This window comes from Paenibacillus gorillae (assembly GCF_000513275.1).
GTDB classification, from domain to species: domain Bacteria; phylum Bacillota; class Bacilli; order Paenibacillales; family Paenibacillaceae; genus Pristimantibacillus; species Pristimantibacillus gorillae.
This window is the reverse complement of the sequence record NZ_CBVJ010000073.1, coordinates 1-17,171: the sequence shown is the minus strand read 5'-3', so window position 1 is coordinate 17,171 and position 17,171 is coordinate 1. Positions and strand designations below refer to the sequence as shown.

The following is a 17,171-nucleotide window of genomic DNA, read 5'->3' as shown; positions in this document are numbered from 1 at the left end:
TCGTTTTATTCCGTCTATATGTTCATTACGGCGCTTAGGAGGCTGTCCCTGCCTGCCGTCACATAATCTTGAGATTCCACTACGATGTCGAGCTGCTTAACTTCCTCTTCGTTCGCGATAACGATTGGACAAACGATTGAGAAGCCTGCGGCAGAGATCGCTGCTGAATCGAATTCGATGAGCGTTTGCCCCTCAAGGAAAGCATCGCCGGTTTGAACGTGGACGCTGAAGCATTCCCCATTCAAGGCAACGGTGTTAATTCCTAAGTGAATCAGAAGCTGCAGCCCGGATGGATGCTCGATCACGATCGCATGATGCGTATAGATCAAATGAGCAACCGTACCGTCAAATGGAGCAATGAGCTTGCCGTCGGCAGGCATAATAGCAATTCCTGCTCCCATATGCATGCCTGCGAAGGCTTCATCAGGAACATTTGCGAGCGGGATGACAGACCCTGTCAGCGGCGAACGGATGTCCACCGCGTCTGTGTCCGCTCCTTTTTTTCTAAAAAACTTGGTTAGCATGCCCAGTGGTTCCTCCTTGCTCCCCGGATGTCGATTCTATGATGATACCGCTCTCATGAATTTTGCTCGGCCTGCTTGACCAATTGTCCAACAGGAACATTGTAAATAGCGGAATAGATATGAAAGGTTAAAAAGCCGATTTCGTCTTCCGGAATATCTACTTGAAACTGTTCATTGATCCATTCAGCTAATTGGCTGGCGATTTCAAATTCAATAGGAAAGCTTCTTTTTGTTTCATTTAACAGGGGATTAACGATGTCCATACCGTTTCTCAGCCGAAACACGGCAAACTGGATATGGCTTGGCAGGGCGAAGTACACCTTAGGACTGACGGCCGATCCGGTCCGCTGTTTGATCTGCTGAACAGTCTGCTCCGTAATCCGGATAATGGCGGGATCGATATCCTCAAGCAGAGACTGGAAATGCTGAACTTGCTCGGTATCGTCAAGACGGAACTTTTTCTCTATTTTTGGATCCTTACCATCGATCAGCATACCGCTTTTTGCTGTGAATCCGAGGCCCTTGCCAACGAGTACATATTCTCTCTCTGTCTGACTGTCAATCGTCAATAGAACATTGTTGCCAATGACACGTTCTATCCGAAAAGCACCTGCCATGATGCGATCCCCCCTGTTCAGTAATAGAATACCAAATTCCGACAAAAAGAGCCAAGAAAAGAGAACCGTACCGGCAGTGCCGGCCGGCCGCTCTGTTCTTGGCTCATGCCTTCAAGTTCACATTGAAGTAACACGCCGTTATCATAGGCTGGATACCTTCAATGATAGTAACGTAAGGCTGCTTCGTCAAGGAAAAGGTTAGTAGCCGTCCGTTCGTTGGCCTAGCTCCTCGGACAGCTCCATCCCTTCACGGGCCGCTGGCGTGCCTTCATGACTGGACAGTGACTCTGTTTGTTTGATTGCCTCTGCAACAAGTCGTCCATATTCCGTATCAGCTTGTGTGCAATTGGCAATCATCGCTTGCTGAATGATCGGGCTGCAGGTAGCCAGTGCCTCGCCCAAATTACGGATCAGCTCCTCGCGTTCCCATGGCTCGAATTTCCGGAACGTATCGCCGGCCTGGCCGAAATCATTCGTTCTTTCGATTGTTTGCTTCACTAGACTGGCATTGTAGGATGGCTGATGGGGTTTGCCGTCTGGTTCAGCCTCCCGCAATCCGTTCAGCGAAGACGGCTCATAATTGATGTGCGGGTTTTGACCCGGCGCAATATCGACGTAGAAAGCCATCTGGCCGTCGCGCTGATTGGTAGCGACGTTCTTTCTCGGCGCATTGATAGGCAGCTGCAAGTAGTTGCTGCCTACGCGATAGCGCTGCGTATCCGAGTAGGAGAGGGTACGCCCCTGCAGCATTTTATCATCGGAAAAATCCAGGCCGTCTACGAGAACGCCCGTGCCGAACGCGGCTTGTTCCACCTCGGCGAAGTAATTGGTCGGATTCTGGTCCAGCACCATTTTACCAACAGGCACCATGGGGAACTTGTCCGGGTCCCATAGCTTCGTATCGTCGAGCGGATCGAAATCAAGCTCGGGATGCTCGCCATCCTCCATGATCTGAACGGTAAGCTCCCAAGCAGGAAAGTCGCCGCGCTCAATCGCTTCATACAAATCTTGTGTAGCGTGATTGAAGTTTTTGCCTTGAATTTGTTCCGCTTCATGCTGCGTCAGATTACGGATTCCTTGCATCGGCTCCCAGTGGTATTTGACCAGCACCGCCTGGCCTTCGGCATTGACCCACTTGTATGTATTGACGCCGGAGCCCTGCATTTGCCGGTAATTGGCGGGAATCCCCCATGGGGAGAACAGGAAGGTAATCATGTGTGTCGCTTCCGGCGTATTGGATACGAAGTCGAAGAAGCGCTCCATGTCCTGTACGTTTGTTACCGGATCTGGCTTGAACGCATGGATCATGTCGGGAAATTTTATAGCATCCCGGATGAAAAAGATTTTCAGGTTGTTGCCGACCAGATCCCAGTTGCCGTCCTCGGTGTAAAATTTGGTGGCAAAACCGCGGGGATCGCGCAGCGTTTCTGGGGAGTGTCCGCCATGAACAACGCTGGAGAAGCGGACGAAAACTGGTGTCCGCTGCCCCTTTTGCTGAAACAGCTTGGCTCTGGTGTACTTGCTGATCGGCTCGTCGCCGTAGGTGCCATAGGCTTCGAAATAGCCGTGAGCGCCGGCTCCTCTGGCATGAACGACGCGCTCCGGTACACGTTCCCGGTCGAAATGCGTAATTTTTTCAATGAAATGATAGTTTTCCAGCGTTGCGGGGCCTCGGCTGCCAACCGTTCTCATGTTCTGATTGTCAGATATCGGGTGGCCTTGACGGTTCGTTAGCGTTTGTTCTTTATCATCTTGGTGATTCGTTGACATTATCGAGAAGTTCCTCCTCCATTTTCAAATTCAGGATGAAATACTTCCGTAATATTCCACGAAACCATTTATTTTATGAGCAGGAGGGAGCATTCATTATTCTCACAAACGTGCCAGTATGCTATTATTAATTAAGATTTACATAGTTTTTTTCAGGTGTCCTTATCTAAGTAGGGGGAATACGGATCGATGTCTAAAGTACTGCTTTTCGTTTTTTTAACCTGGCTGACAGGGAATCCATTCATAGCCATTATCGTGCTGCTCGTTATTTTGTATGCGCTTGACCGCCGGTTTGTGGGGCTGACTCCCAGCTTTATGAAGCCGCTGCGCCGATCGAGCCAGTTACGGAAGCTGAAACGTCATATTGCGCTGGCTCCGAACGACACTTCCTCGAAGCAGGAAGCAGCACGCATTTTAATAGAGAAAAAGAAATATCGTGAGGCGCTGGAGATGCTTGAGCCGATGGAGAGAATGCTGGAGGATTCCGCAGAGTACTGGGATGATCTTGGCTTATGCTGCCTGGAGCTGGGACAATTGGAACGCGGCGAAGCCGCTATTCATAAGGCGTTGGAGATTAACCCCAGAGTGAAATACGGAGCCCCTTATTTGCGGCTTGCTTCCTACTATTCCAAAAATAATAGAGAGAAAGCACTCGCTTATATTGCCTCGTTTCAGGACATTCAATCCTCCTCATGCGAAGCCTTCGAACGGCTTGCTGCGATATATAAGCTTATGGACCGAAAGCAGGATACGGCTGAAGCGATCGAGGAAGGGCTGCGCGTATATCGTGCTTTGCCGCGTTATAAAAAACGGACCGAGAGAAAATGGGCAATTCGGTTGCTCATCAAACGGATAGCTGGCTGAGGGGAAAATATATACATTAGAGAAGGAGCTCTTCATGCAGCGCAATATATGGTTTATGGCGATAAGCATCATCGTAGTTATCATCTTATTAAATAATACAGCCTATTATTTTCTGACGAAACGGTCGCTTGAAACGGCGATGAATCATGAGATGCAGGCTGTAGCCAAACAGATCGAGCTGTCCGTAGAGCAATCCCGTTTGGGCGCGGAGAAGTTTCAGGAGCAGATCGGCCGGGAGCTGCGGTCCGTTGCCATTGCCGCTCAATATGCGCTGGATCCCGACGTAGAGAAAGTGACGAACGAAGAGCTCCGCGAGTTGAGCAAAAAACTGGCGGTCGAACATATAACGCTGCTGAAGCGAACTGAAGACAACATCATTATGTATAAATCGTCTGATCCGAATGAGCAGCTGGGGAAAGGGACTAAGACATGGGATCCTTGGTATATCGCCTTCAACCAATTGTTTGACGATAAGAATGTAAGCATCAAATGGCTTGGGCAAACGCTGCCGAATTTCTGGAGCGGTCCGTACGAGGTAGCTTCTTCCGATCCAAGCAGTATTTACAAATGGGGCTACTATCATGATGGATCGACCAACTATATTATCGACCCTTATGTCAGCTATACGATGCTTGCGGATTATGAGAATCTGACCGGCGTCAATTCGATGATCGACAAATCGCTTGCTAACAGCGAATCGCTGCTGGAAGTAACGGTTATCAACCCGACTACATTCAGCAAAGGGCCATTCGAGACTGTTAATGAAGATGGCGAATTGCAGGAACATATTTTGCAGAAGCCGATTATGTACGGAGCCTACGAGTATAAGCTAAGTCAAGATGATGCTAATGTAGCCAAAGCCTATAAGTCGGGCAAAATCATAACGGCAAACGAGCACATTAGCGGGCAGCATGTGATGAAGATGTATATTCCTGTTTTCGCAGAAGACAAGGGCATTAACATCGTAGATGAGAATGGAAATCCCATTAACAGCTATGTGCTGACGCTGGTGTCTGACTATCAAATCATTCAAAATAAGCTCGATTCGCAGTTTATTAATATTGGCCTTATTATTATCGTTGTAACGGGATTAAGTCTGGCGATCGCAGCCATTGCAATGAACTACTATCGTCAGTCGCGGGAAAAAGCGGTGCAGGTGGCGCAGCAAACTTACGTCGATGAGATTAATTCGATGTTCCAGGCGATTCGGGCTCAGCGCCATGATTTCCTAAATCACGTTCAGACGATTCATTCGCTGGCGGAGCTGAACAAATCCAAAGAGCTGATTGCCTACACGAAGGAGCTCACCGGCGAGATCCGGCTGATGAACGATATTATCAATATCGGAAATCCGGCAATCGCGGCGTTGATCCGCTCCAAAATTTCGCAAGCGGAAAGCTACCGAATTGAGTTTGCTTGTACCTTTAACGGTTTGAACAGGCTGGAGATGGGCATCAAGACGCTCGATATGAACCGGATGCTGGGCAACCTCATTGATAATGCGTTTGACGAGGTGCTTGGCTATGGGGAGCAGCGCCGGGAAGTGGAGCTGATCGCCAATCAGGCCGACGGGCATCTGGAGTTCAAGATCAGCAACACATGCAAGGATGCTTCGACAGTATCCGAAAGTCCATTGTTCGAAGCCGGGTTCTCGACGAAAGATGATGACCATCATCAAGGTCTTGGCTTATACATTGTAAAATCGATCGTAGACAAGTACAAAGGGACGATTCAAGTGTACGCAACCGAGATGGAGCGCATTACGTTCGTTATTCGCATTCCGCTATAGCGTTAATAGGACCTGCCGCAGATGAGCGGCAGGTTTTTTTTGTTGTTTGCGTAGATGTGGCTGGCGGTGGAATTGGGATTGGTGATGCAGGGTTGCCATTCGTTGGCCATGTCTGGGGATGGCAGATAGCAGCTAAAAAGTTGAAGTGCGTTGGTTAACTGCCTATTGTAACTAAGTAGCTCAATAATTTAACTAACTAGCTGCATTTATTCATTAGCGAAGCAGGTTCGCTAATGAGCGAACCTAATTTCGCAAAAAGGAAGGCGGGACGCCTCATTTTGTGAAATAGCGAAGCGATTTTCGCAAACCGAGAACTAAGGTTCATGAGTAGCGAAGCCAGCTTCGCAAAGAGGTGGCGGGGCATGAAAAAGTTAGTCTACAGCGAAGAAGACTTCGCTCAATAGCGAATGTGCTTCGTTGCAACGATTGGTTGGGCGGTAGAACGCCTGAAATGCCAGAGACAGGCCAATTAGCGAAGCAGGTTCGCAAAAGAGCGAACCCAATTTCGCAACAAGGACGTTGGGACGCATCATTTTGTGAAATAGCGAAGTAAATTTCGCAATCCGAGAACTAAGGTTCATGAGTAGCGAAGGTAGCTTCGCAAAGAGGTGGCGGGGTATGAAAAAGTTAGTATACAGCGAAGCGAGCTTCGCTAAATAACGAATGTGCTTCGTTGTAACGGTTAGTTGGGTGGTAGAGCGCCAGAAATGCCAGAGACAGGCTCATTAGCGAAGCAGGTTCGTTAATGAGCGAACCCAATTTCGCAAAAAGGAAGGCGGGACGCCTCATTTTGTGAAATAACGAAGAGAATTTCGCAAACCGAGAACTAAGGTTCATGAGTAGCGAAGCTAGCTTCGCTAAGAGGTGGCTGAGCATGAAAAAGTTAGTCTACAGCGAAGCGAGCTTCGCTCAATAGCGAATGTGGTTCGTTGTAACGGTTAGTTAGGTGGTAGAGCGCCAGAATGCCAGAATGCCAGAATGCCAGAATGCCAGAATGCCAGAATGCCAGAATGCCAGAGATAGGCCAATTAGCGAAGCTAGTTTCGCTCAATAGCGAACGTGCTTCGCTGCAAACGGCGACGGGATGGCGGAGCGCCAAAAAGGGGAACACGTAGCGAAGTGAATTTCGCTGCGTGTTCCCCTTTTTCATCTGTCCGACAGCATACCCATTCGATTCAGCATGAAGCTGAGCTGGTGGACATAGGGCCTTAAATCGCCGACGGCGTCGAGGAAAGTAAGGTATACTCGCACGAGGGTGCAGTTCGGCTCAGGTTGCTCAAGCTCTCGCTGGAGCAAAGCAATTACTTCGAGCTGCTCCTCTCGAATGCGGTCGGGCTGAGGCAGCTCGCGGATTTTGCCAGCAAAAAACGCCAGAAACTCTCCAAGGTTTGCCTGCTTCGTATCCGCGTCCAACGGGTTAATATCGTTGAAATAAGCGCTTGATGCGTTGAGCACAGGTGTTGCTCCGCTGGCGATCAAATCGCGGATGATGACATCTATCCGGTCCGCAATAAATCCCGCTAAGTCTGACATTGGAATCGTAATTACAGCTTGAACTGTATGCGATAAATATTCTCTCATCATACCGCGGAAGATAGCTACCGTATCGCCAAGATAGGGGAGTATGGGCTCGCCATATGTTCCATTCAAGTAGTCATAGTGCATAGTAAGCAGCGTCGCTCGTTTTTTACGCCATTCTATAACAAAATTTTCGTTGTCTACGATGGGCAAATTTTTAAATTCGCTTGTGAAAAAGTAGTTCTCGAGCATGAATTGCAGCTGGAACGCAATTTTACGGCGCAAAGTTTCTTTGGGCGGATGCCCTTCTAGTCTGAGCGTACGGTCAAGCGCAGCGGCCTCCTCGAATAAGGTTCTGTGAACCTCGACGAAGATTCCGGTAAACAAGTCCTCTTTTGAAGGAAATACTTTGTATATACTTGCTTTCGCCATGCCGCAAGCTTCTGCGATGTCTTGCATGGAGGCGGAGAAATATCCTTTTTCTTTAAAAATGTGCATAGCAGTATCGACAATTTGCCGTCTTTTCAATTGTTCCATTGAGATCACCTGTAAACATTCTGACATGTCCGAATCGGATGGTCAATAAAGGAATTGACGTAAAAACTCATGAGTCATATAATGAACTTATTGGTTTTTCGGTATTTATCATCATATCGATTCAGGAGGTGAGCCAGAGCATTATGCTTTGGCGCAGCATGAAAATTAACTCATACATTGAAATGTTGGAGGTTACCCTTCAACTGGGCGAGCGCACAATGGTTATTCACCCGACGGTAATTCGGGACGGGAACGGTTATGTACTGGTCGATACCGGCATACCAGGCAGCTACGGACTCATTAGGGAGCAAATGATTCAAGCAGACATCGATCCGTCGGCTCCCCATTCCATTATTTTGACCCACCAGGATTTAGATCATGTGGGCGGCCTGCCGGAGTTTAAGGACGAAGCGGCAGATGTGTATGCTCATGAGGTTGACCAGCCCTATATTGACGGCTTAACACCAATGATCAAATTAAGCGAAGAGTTCAAGAGAGGATTGATCGCTTCTCTGCCGCAGGACCTTGCTTCTAGATTTGAAACGACCTTTTCGGGCAACGTTAAAAATGTAACTCGCTCGCTGGCGGACGGGGATAAACTGCCTTTCGGCGGCGGAATTACTGTTATCCATACGCCTGGTCATACGCCGGGCCATATTTGCTTGTATCATGAGCCTAGCAAAACGCTGATTGCCGGAGATGCTATGGTCGTTGTGAACGGGAAGCTTCAAGGGCCTAATCCACCCGTGACACCGGATATGGAGACGGCACTTGCTTCACTCCGTAAATTAAAGGCTTATTCGATCGAAAACGTCATCTGCTATCATGGAGGCTTGTTCCAAGGTGACGCTCAAGCCATTGGCGAATTGATCGAGAGTCTGTAATGGACAGTACCGGGCATGCACCGCAAAGCGTAGCTTGGATGGAAAATAAATGGATCCGGTTTTTGGTGACCTGCGCTATTGCTGTTCTTGGAGGCTTCTTTTTTCAACTGATTCATATGCCGATTCCCTGGCTGTTGGGATCTATGGTATTTGTCCTGATCGGCTCCAAATTGTGGAGGGGAATTTCATTTTATTGGCCTGTACAAATCCGCAATACCGGTATGATTATTATCGGGTACACATTAGGATTGTCGTTCACCGCGTCGACTTTCGTTGAAATTGGGCGGCAGCTGCCGACAATGATTCTATTTACAGCTTTGCTGCTTGTGTGTGCTGGAGGCATTGCGTTTCTCGTGTCGAGGATCTCGGGCATTCCTTATCCGACCATTCTTATGGGAAGCATTCCCGGCGGACTTAGTCAGATGGTCGTTCTGGCAGAAGAAATGAAGAGTATCGATCTGACAGTTGTTACCTTCCTGCAAGTATCCCGGCTAATTATGATTATGTTCATCGTACCGCTGCTGATCTTTAGTCCATTGTTTCATTTGACGGTCAGTCACGGGACAGTAATAGCAGACGCAGCAGCAACTTCGGGATTTGCAGCGTTGTTCCCGCACATCTGGTTGTTCGCAGCGGTATGTATACTTTTGGCTGTCATCGGCCAGAAAATCAAGTTCCCGACAGCGTTTTTGCTAGGCCCGATGGTCGGAACCATTCTGTTGAATTTGTCCGGGTACGAGGGTCATTCCTTGCCGCCGATTGTGCTTGAGCTTTCGCAATTAATGATGGGCAGTTATATCGGACTGCTGTTGAAGCCGGAAAATTTGAAGCATAAGGTTAAAATCGTGCTGCTCGCACTGCTGAACGGAGTCGCGTTAATCGGATGCTCGATCCTTCTTTCGCTGCTGCTCACTCAGTTGCATGACATTACGATCGCCACGTCATTTCTGAGCCTTTCTCCTGGCGGCATGGATCAAATGGCATTCATTGCGAAGGAAGTGAACGGGGATTTATCGGTTATAACGAGTTATCAGTTGTTCCGGACGTTTTTTATCTTTTTCGCGGTGCCGCCTCTGCTTAGACTGATCTTCCGATCCGTATTGAAGGAAAAGGAAAAGCCAAATTAAAGCGATTCTCATATCATTAAAATCGAAAGGTGCTGCTCCTCACAGGGCAGCGCCTTTTTAGTGTTTGCGGTAATTTAGTTGCTGAAAAGGGCCTGTGCGAATACGCATGGGCCTTTTTTCTATGCAGTCGAAGGGGGCAGATTTTCTTCGGAGCTGCCAACGTTCAAAATGTAAATTAGCGGAAGCCACTTGACGAACGCTAAAATCCAATATACGATTAAGCAGTAATTTAGTAAATAAGTAACTTAGTAAATTAGTAAAAGGAAAGAGGAGAAAGATGAAAATTCCAGCTGCATTAAAACATAAGCCTGTTGTCGTATCGGAAAATTACGAGAAGGTTGATGGCCGAATGGCCCGAAATACGGATGCGAAAGGGCTGTCTCTGGGACTCGCCCAGTGGAACGATAGAGGGAAGATCGATATATCGGCTAAGGTATGGAGATACACGGGTGAAAAGTGGTCCAGGCAATCGGAAGAGCTGCCGCTCCATCGCGTGCTGGATTTGTCCATTCTCATTTGCCGCTCACTGGAGCATTTCAGCGAAGCGTATCGCTATGAGCATTTGTATGATCCGCAGCAGCCCGTCATTGACCGGATCGGCCTGCAAGGGGACGCGATGAGCGTAGCGATATGCACGGACAATGAGAAAATTAATGAAGATATTAAGCTGTTTAGTCAAGCGCTAAGCGACGATGATGAAATGATCGGCGAGCGTTTGCGGGCATTATCAAAAATTTTACAGGATATGGGGTATTAGTGATGTTTTCCAATCGTTATGTTCGAACGATTATTTTTTCCCGGGTGCTGCTGCAATTGGGCATCTGGATCCGGAATTATTCCGTCCTTCTGTATGTGACCGAGTTAACGAATAACAATTCGGTATATGTATCGCTAATTTCGGTTGCGGAGTTCGCTCCGATCTTTATTTTCGGCTTAATTGGCGGCACCTTTGCCGACAGATGGCGGCCGAAGCGGACGATGGTATGGAGTGACTTGTTGTCATCCTTATCCGTTATGGCCGTATTGCTTACCGTTATGAACGGGGGATGGATCGCCCTTCTAGTCGGATCGTTTATTTCCGCGAGTTTGTCGCAATTTTCTCAGCCATCAGCTATGAAGCTGTACAAACGGCATGTGCCCGGCGAGCAGCTGCAAGGCGTGATGGCGATGTCCCAGACGATCGTCGCTGTCTTTACGGTGCTCGGTCCGGTTGTCGGCACCTTTATTTTCATCCGATTTGGCATTAACGTATGTTTGATTCTGACCGCTATTCTGTTCATTGGCTCATCGGTTATCCTCTCAACGCTTCCGCGAGATGCAGAGGAGACAAAGTCCAGCGCTTCAGGAAACTTCATGAAGGAATTGACGGACGGGCTGCGGTATATCGGCTCCAACAAATCTTTAAAAACGTTAACGATGACTTTCGCGGCTGTCGGATTAGCTTCCGGTTTGATACAGCCCCTTCAGATCTTCCTTGTTATCGAGAAGCTGGGACAGGATAAACAATTTCTGCAGTGGCTCGTAATGGCCAATGGCGCAGCGATGCTGGTTGGCGGAGCTGTCATTATGGGGATTGCGAAAAAGGTGAAGCCGCAGCTGCTGCTCATGATCGGTTTAATCATTACAGCTGTCTGTACGATAGGAATTGGCGCTTCATCGTTGATCTGGCTGACGATAACGCTGCTGGTAATCAGCGGTCTGGTCTATCCTTTCGTACAAGGCGGCATTCAGACACTGCTTGTACGCAATACGGAAGCTGCCTTTATTGGCCGGGTATCGGGAGCAATTATGCCTGCGTTTATGGGGATGATGGTGACCGGCATGTTCATTACTGGCTATTTGAAAGAATCCTTTTCCTTAATGTCGGTCTATATGGTGAGCGGTTGTTTGACGATTGCCGGTGCGATTTTACTGCTTCCTATTATTGTTGAGAAAAGAAGAAAAGCAGAAAGTAGTCAAGCATCATGACAGAAGGGGAAGTGGAAAATGACTGCATATGAGCAATATGAGCTGTCACCTGCGAGACAACTGACCGAAGCGGAAAAGAAGCTGATATGGCAAAAGCCTGCTTCTCATAAAGTTAGCGAAGAAGAGCAGCGCATTAGCAAAGAAGTAAAGCGCAATTGGCATCGCGGGGAGATGAAAATCGCCAATATTTTGCTGGAAGGGGATGCTGGCTCCGGCAAAACACAGCTCGCAAAAGCATTATCGGCAAACTTCGGGCTGCCGTATACGAAAGTGACCTGTTTTGCCGATATGGATAAATCGGATATTATTGGTGCAATTCTGCCTGTTATTTCGTCCGAGCAATTGGAGAAGCTGGAGCCTGCGGAGCAAGCTGTTATGAAGGCTCTGTATGAAAGCGACGGCTTTCAAAGCGCAACTGAAATTTTGATGAATGTGCTCGGGATGACTCAGGAGCAAGCGGGCTTAAAGATGAAGCAACTGCTGAAGCACGCGTCGGAGTATACGGATGGCGAAGCAGTCGAGTACCGGTTTTACCCGTCGGAGATTGTCAGAGCGTATCAGCAAGGCTATCTGCTGGAAATTCAAGAGCCTAATGTTATTCGGGATGCTGCGGTGCTCATGGCGTTAAACTCTGCTTTGGAGCTGGACGGCAGCATCAATCTTCCGACTGAAATGATACGCAGACATCAGGATTTCATCGCAGTCATTACAACAAACCGCAGCTATGCGGGGGCCCGGCCGCTTAACGAAGCGCTGCGCGACAGAGTTCAGCATTCGGAGAAGATGGATCTGCCTGCCAAAGAAACGATGATGGAACGTGCAATGTCCAAGACAGGCTATGCGGACGAGGAAGTGCTGAGCATTTTAGCTGAAAGTATAATGGTATTGGATCAGGCAGCCCGGGCTAATGCGATCAAAGGCGTGGCGGGAATGCGTTCGCTGTTCTACTGGACCGATGCGGTTGCCGGCGGAGCCTCAGCGAAAGAATCACTGTATCATAAGGTCATCTACAAGATCACAACCGATCCAGAGGAAATTAAAATTTTGGAGGAAGCATTAGAAAAACATGGTTTGATCGCTAGTCTAGAGGGCGTTGTGAACGAAGTAAAAAAAAACGAAAAAATAACGATGCCCTAGAAATCAAGATTGAGGGGGAGATAGACGCCGGAGATTTGGACAATGACAGCCTTGAAGAGGAAAAAGGGGTATCATTGAAAAAATCAGCGGATAGTGAGGAAAGCTCTTCCCAAGTATCTGAAGAAGACTTTACTGATATGGAAAGCTCGGATACGGGGGAGAACGGATCTCCCCGCTATCATCAGGCCAATCCCGAACCGATGCTAGAGGATGCTAAGCAGCAAGAACGCGAGTTCCGCAAGCAGCTGAATCGTAACGCTAGGGAGATCGTATCCGGCACTATTCATGATAAAGTGAAGCTTATCGTACACCGCCCTGCATACGATGAAGGCCATCAACAGGAATATGCCAGTCTAAGCAAAGGGCTCATGCCTGTCGTGAGGGAAATCGCCAAAAAGACTCTTCCACTCCTGGAGCATGAGGTTTCTTCCGATTTTACGAGGAATCGTTATTACGGCAGCAAGTTTCAAGCAGACAGTGTTGCTTATAGGGACTATAGATATTTTGCCAAAAAACGTCCTCCAACGGAATCTCCTTCTCTAATAGTTGGTCTAAGGGTTGATGAATCCGCATCGATGTCTGCATTCGGTAGATTGGAAGCAGCTAAGCGAGCCGTTATCGCGGTCTATGAATTTTGCCAAATTTGTCAGATTCCAATTCTGATCAATGGTGATACGGCGGATGTCTCCAGGCTGGAGCAAATGTCGATCTTTGCTTATACAGACTATGAGAGACCGGATGCCGGCGACCGGTTCAGGCTGATGGGGATTCAAGCTAGAAGCAACAACCGGGATGGAATGGCGCTTCGAATTATGGCGGAACGGTTAGCGGCATCCTCTCAGCAGACTAAGCTGCTTATTAGTATCAGTGACGGACAGCCCAAAGCAATGGATAACTATACGGGAAGCTATGCTGTTACCGACATGCAGCAAACCATTGAAGAATATGAGCGGAAGGGTGTTACCTTTCTGGCTGCTGCAATCGGTCAAGATAAGGATGTCATTAGTGAAATCTATGGCGATGAGCGTTTTTTGGACATTACAAACTTACAGGAGCTGCCTGCCAAGCTGGTTCGGATTATCGCCCGGTATTTGTAACGTTCAATAACTATTCATCAGCCACAATAAGGAGAGAAACGATATGGATAAGAATAAGAGAAGGGAACTAGTCGAGGAGTACAAGAAGATCAAGGTCTATATGGGCGTCGCTCAGATTAAGAACAAAGTGAACGGCAAAATCTATATCGACAGTTATCCCAACTTGAAGAACAAATGGTTCACGCTGCAGATGCAGCTGGATATGGGGAAATTCGCAAATGCTGAGCTGCAGAAGGAGTGGAAGGAGTTTGGCGGAGCCGATGCGTTCGAATACGAGGTGCTGGAGCAGAAGGATGCCGAGAAGATAACGGATATCCGCTGGGAAATGAAGCAGATTTTGAAGCCTTGGTTCCAGAAGCTGCAGCCCTTCGGAGACAGAGGCTATAATAAGCCGCTTAAAGAAATAAATTAAGGTTGGTATAAACCCGTCAATTGAGAAATTGGCGGGTTTCGTCGTTTGTTTTTCCTGTAATCGTTATGTCCCTGTATCATCTGCAGATTGACTACCGCTGCAATCCAAGATAAGATGAAACCGTCGTTTAGTAATTTAGTACAATGTAGTACATACACGGGTTAGAGGAAAGAGGGGTATAGATGAAAATACCTACGACGTTAAAGCATAAACCAGTGGTCGTATCGGAAAATTATGAGAACGTTGACGGCCGCTTGGCCGGTAACACGGACGCCAAAGGTCTATCCCTGGGTTTAGCTCAGTGGAATGATAGAGGAAAGGTCGACATTTCGGCTAAAGTATGGAGATATACCGGAGAAAAATGGTCCAGGCAATCCGAGGAGCTGCCGCTCCATCGTGTGCTTGATTTGTCTATTCTCATTTGCCGGTCCCTGGAGCATTTCCGCGAGGCTTACCGGTATGAGCATTTGTATGACCCGGAGCAGCCCGTCATTGACCGGGTTGGTCTGCAAGGGGACGCGATGAACGTGTCGATCTGTACAGACAATGATAGAATTAATGAAGATATTAAGCTGTTCAGCCAAGCTTTGAGCGACGACGATGAAATGATCGGCGAACGCCTTCGCACGTTATCGAAAATATTGAAGGATATGGGCTATTAATTCAGCCTTGCTATTGGAAACCCGCTAGACGCCTTGCTTTTACAGGGCGCCTGGCGGGTTCTTTATTTGGTCCGTGAATCAGGAATCTTGCAGCGTTTGTTGTTTACTGCGGAAGCCGTGTTTTTTCGCACCCCACGCTATTATCAACGAAATAAGAAGTAATATCACAAGCATGCCTGGGAATGACTGAACGCCAACCGATTCAAGCAGACTGCCGCCAACAATCCCTCCACCAGCGATAGCCAGATTCCAAACCGTAGTATTAATCGGCATCACGATATCCACGCCTTCTTCACCGCTTGCTTCAGCGAGTGCTGTTTGCAATAATGTGGCAGCGCCGCCAAAGGTAAGTCCCCAGAAAGCAACAGCCGCATAAACGAAGACAGCTGATGAGACGCCTGTCCATAATGCAAGGGATACCAGCAGGAAACCAAGAAGACTGACCAATATGAGCAAGCGCAGGTAACGGTCAATAAGCAGACCAACGATCCAGATTGAGACAAGAGCGACTAGGCCAAAGACCAGAAGGATAAGATCCACGCGCCCACCGAGTCCTAAAGGTTCAAGAAATGGTGCAATATACGTATATAAAATGTTATGTGCCAGCATCCATGTCAGCACGACCATAAGTATTGGTCGAACGCCGGGCAAAACCAGCACCTGGCCGATTGTCAATCTTTTACCGGCTGGTTGTCCTGGATAATCCGGCACCTTCCACAATACCCATGCAATGAGACCAATAGTCAGAATAGACATCAGTCCAAAAACGAGGCGCCAGCCAATCAAGTCGCCGAGCAGGGTGCCAGCAGGTACACCGAATGTAAGAGCGAGAGGCGTTCCTACCATGGCGACAGCCAAAGCCCGCCCTCTTAGAATATCGGGAACCATTCGTCTTGCATAACCGGCGATCATCCCCCATGCAGCTCCGGCGGACACACCGGCAAAAAACCGGGCTATCATTGTGAGGAGATAGCTGTGTGACAATGCCGTAATTGAATTGAAAATGAGAAAGCCTATTATGATGGCGAGCAGAAGCGGACGGCGTCTAAAGCTCCCAGTAAATATGGCAAATGGAATGGCTGCCACGATGGAACCAGCCGCATAAGCAGTTACAAGCTGACCAGCCATTCCTTTACTAATGTTTAGACCATCCGCGAGATGCGGCAGTAAACCAGCCGGTATCGTTTCTGTAAAGATACAAATAAATCCTGTCATCGCAAGTGCGAGCAATGCGAGCCAAGGGAGTCTTGCAGCGTTGTTGTCCAATTGAGCCCCACTTTTTGATGATGGAAATTGAGACAAAGTAATTCCTCCTTAGTATGAGTCTATTTGTGGATCGATCATTCTATATGTTAAATTCAATGATAAACCTTGTCAAGGACTTTTGGAACGATTAGTATATAAGTAATGAAAGGGGGACATTTTATGCCAAGAACAGGACGCCCTCGTGCCTTCAATCGAGATGAGGCGATTGTTGCTGCCATGCTTCTTTTTTGGGAGCACGGTTTTGAGTCCACATCCCTTGCTCAGCTGCGCTCTGCGATGGGGAATATTTCAGCAGCGAGCTTTTACGCCGCGTTCGAATCTAAGGAAGCATTGTTCCGAGAAGCAGTGGATGTATATATTTCAACACATGGACAGGTATCTGAAAGTTTTAGAGACAGCAGCTTGAGACCGAGAGCAGCGATCGAGGAGGGATTACGGAGATCTGCAAGGATGCAGACAGAGGCATCCCATCCTCTAGGTTGTCTGGTCACCTTGTCCGCGATAAATTGTTCCCCAGAGCTTAAACACATCCAAGAGCTGTTATTCCAGGAACGGGAGAAGGTTAAGGGCTGGCAGAGGGATTGTATAGGACGAGCTGTTGCAAATGGAGATTTGCCCGCTTCAACGGATGTCGCTATGCTGGTTACTTTGTTTGACACCTTTCTCCGGGGGATTTCTTCACAAGCCAGGGATGGTGTGCCGATTGCGACAATAGAGGCTGCTATTACGCAGTTAATGAGTGTTTGGGATGGACTGTCCGGAAGGACGGGGAGCTAAGGGGCTAGTTAATCGAAGGGTGATTGGAAAATATAGGTATATAAAAAACGAAATACAGTTAACTATAAGAATGCCCCTCCGTTTTCGCGAAACGAAGGGGCATTTGCGTTTTTTCTAGGCTGTCTGTCTGCGAAAATCGCCCCCATTCCCATTCGAAATGAGCAACAAAATGCAAAAGTGCAGGCTGATGAGACTCAAACGGCCCAAAACAGCGTTCAAAAT

15 protein-coding genes and 1 pseudogene are annotated in these 17,171 nt (G+C 48.0%); 11 read left to right on the top strand and 5 right to left on the bottom strand.

The genetic code is table 11. The features are described 5' to 3' along the window. Positions 1 to 14 precede the first annotated feature (14 nt). From TY10_RS12205 to TY10_RS12195, 3 genes and pseudogenes are all read right to left on the bottom strand, one after another. Entirely contained in the window at positions 15 to 524 is a 510-nt protein-coding gene (locus TY10_RS12205; protein ID WP_042163737.1) for a PTS sugar transporter subunit IIA, read from the bottom strand. 53 nt (positions 525 to 577) lie between these two features. Beyond that, a complete protein-coding gene (locus TY10_RS12200) occupies positions 578 to 1,141 on the bottom strand; it encodes a PRD domain-containing protein (protein WP_052350520.1) in 564 nt (187 codons plus the stop codon). A 198-nt stretch (positions 1,142 to 1,339) separates the two neighbouring features. Further along, positions 1,340 to 2,884 (bottom strand): annotated as a pseudogene (locus TY10_RS12195) (catalase); the annotation flags it as partial. Positions 2,885 to 3,100: 216 nt separating this feature from the next. Between TY10_RS12195 and TY10_RS12190 the strand changes: the two are divergent. Together TY10_RS12190 and TY10_RS12185 are read left to right on the top strand one after the other, a co-directional pair. Next, on the top strand, positions 3,101 to 3,775 hold the full coding sequence (locus TY10_RS12190) for a tetratricopeptide repeat protein (protein WP_042163734.1): 675 nt from the start codon (positions 3,101 to 3,103) through the stop codon (positions 3,773 to 3,775). A gap of 34 nt (positions 3,776 to 3,809) precedes the next feature. Continuing rightward, positions 3,810 to 5,564 carry a sensor histidine kinase gene (locus tag TY10_RS12185; protein WP_042163733.1) on the top strand — a complete coding sequence of 585 codons (1,755 nt, stop codon included), beginning with the start codon at positions 3,810 to 3,812 and terminating at the stop codon, positions 5,562 to 5,564. Between the two features lie 1,146 nt (positions 5,565 to 6,710). On the opposite strand, the gene TY10_RS12180 is transcribed toward TY10_RS12185, so the two are convergent. Continuing rightward, the gene (locus TY10_RS12180; RefSeq protein WP_042163731.1) at positions 6,711 to 7,619 is read right to left on the bottom strand and encodes a TetR/AcrR family transcriptional regulator; all 909 of its coding nucleotides are present in this window, start codon (positions 7,617 to 7,619) and stop codon (positions 6,711 to 6,713) included. Positions 7,620 to 7,762: 143 nt separating this feature from the next. Between TY10_RS12180 and TY10_RS12175 the strand changes: the two genes are divergently transcribed. The 8 genes from TY10_RS12175 to TY10_RS12140 all read left to right on the top strand — a co-directional run bounded on the left by TY10_RS12175 (position 7,763) and on the right by TY10_RS12140 (position 14,906). Next, positions 7,763 to 8,503 (top strand): MBL fold metallo-hydrolase, encoded by a 741-nt coding sequence (locus TY10_RS12175; RefSeq protein ID WP_238327569.1) that lies wholly within the window; start codon positions 7,763 to 7,765, stop codon positions 8,501 to 8,503. A gap of 38 nt (positions 8,504 to 8,541) precedes the next feature. After that, positions 8,542 to 9,630, top strand: coding sequence for an AbrB family transcriptional regulator (locus TY10_RS12170; protein WP_042163781.1), 1,089 nt, complete (start codon positions 8,542 to 8,544; stop codon positions 9,628 to 9,630). 277 nt (positions 9,631 to 9,907) lie between these two features. Further along, entirely contained in the window at positions 9,908 to 10,387 is a 480-nt protein-coding gene (locus TY10_RS12165) for a DUF6530 family protein (RefSeq protein ID WP_042163729.1), read from the top strand. A gap of 2 nt (positions 10,388 to 10,389) precedes the next feature. After that, positions 10,390 to 11,598, top strand: coding sequence for an MFS transporter (locus tag TY10_RS12160; RefSeq protein ID WP_042163727.1), 1,209 nt, complete (start codon positions 10,390 to 10,392; stop codon positions 11,596 to 11,598). A gap of 18 nt (positions 11,599 to 11,616) precedes the next feature. Then, positions 11,617 to 12,735 carry an AAA family ATPase gene (locus tag TY10_RS30415; RefSeq protein ID WP_042163724.1) on the top strand — a complete coding sequence of 373 codons (1,119 nt, stop codon included), beginning with the start codon at positions 11,617 to 11,619 and terminating at the stop codon, positions 12,733 to 12,735. Between the two features lie 35 nt (positions 12,736 to 12,770). Then, positions 12,771 to 13,832: a vWA domain-containing protein gene (locus TY10_RS30410; RefSeq protein ID WP_238327568.1), complete on the top strand. Its 1,062-nt coding sequence runs from the start codon at positions 12,771 to 12,773 to the stop codon at positions 13,830 to 13,832. Positions 13,833 to 13,875: 43 nt separating this feature from the next. Continuing rightward, positions 13,876 to 14,244 (top strand): GIY-YIG nuclease family protein, encoded by a 369-nt coding sequence (locus TY10_RS12145; protein WP_042163722.1) that lies wholly within the window; start codon positions 13,876 to 13,878, stop codon positions 14,242 to 14,244. 182 nt (positions 14,245 to 14,426) lie between these two features. Beyond that, complete coding sequence (locus TY10_RS12140; RefSeq protein ID WP_042163719.1) at positions 14,427 to 14,906, top strand: DUF6530 family protein; 480 nt, start codon at positions 14,427 to 14,429, stop codon at positions 14,904 to 14,906. Positions 14,907 to 14,984: 78 nt separating this feature from the next. Here the strand turns inward: TY10_RS12140 and TY10_RS12135 are convergent, their stop codons facing one another. After that, positions 14,985 to 16,121, bottom strand: a complete 1,137-nt coding sequence (locus tag TY10_RS12135) for an MFS transporter (protein WP_081735245.1) — start codon at positions 16,119 to 16,121, stop codon at positions 14,985 to 14,987. Positions 16,122 to 16,331: 210 nt separating this feature from the next. Here TY10_RS12135 and TY10_RS12130 point away from each other — a divergent pair, with 210 nt between their 5' ends. Beyond that, the gene (locus TY10_RS12130; RefSeq protein ID WP_042163715.1) at positions 16,332 to 16,949 is read left to right on the top strand and encodes a TetR/AcrR family transcriptional regulator; all 618 of its coding nucleotides are present in this window, start codon (positions 16,332 to 16,334) and stop codon (positions 16,947 to 16,949) included. Positions 16,950 to 17,171 lie beyond the last annotated feature (222 nt).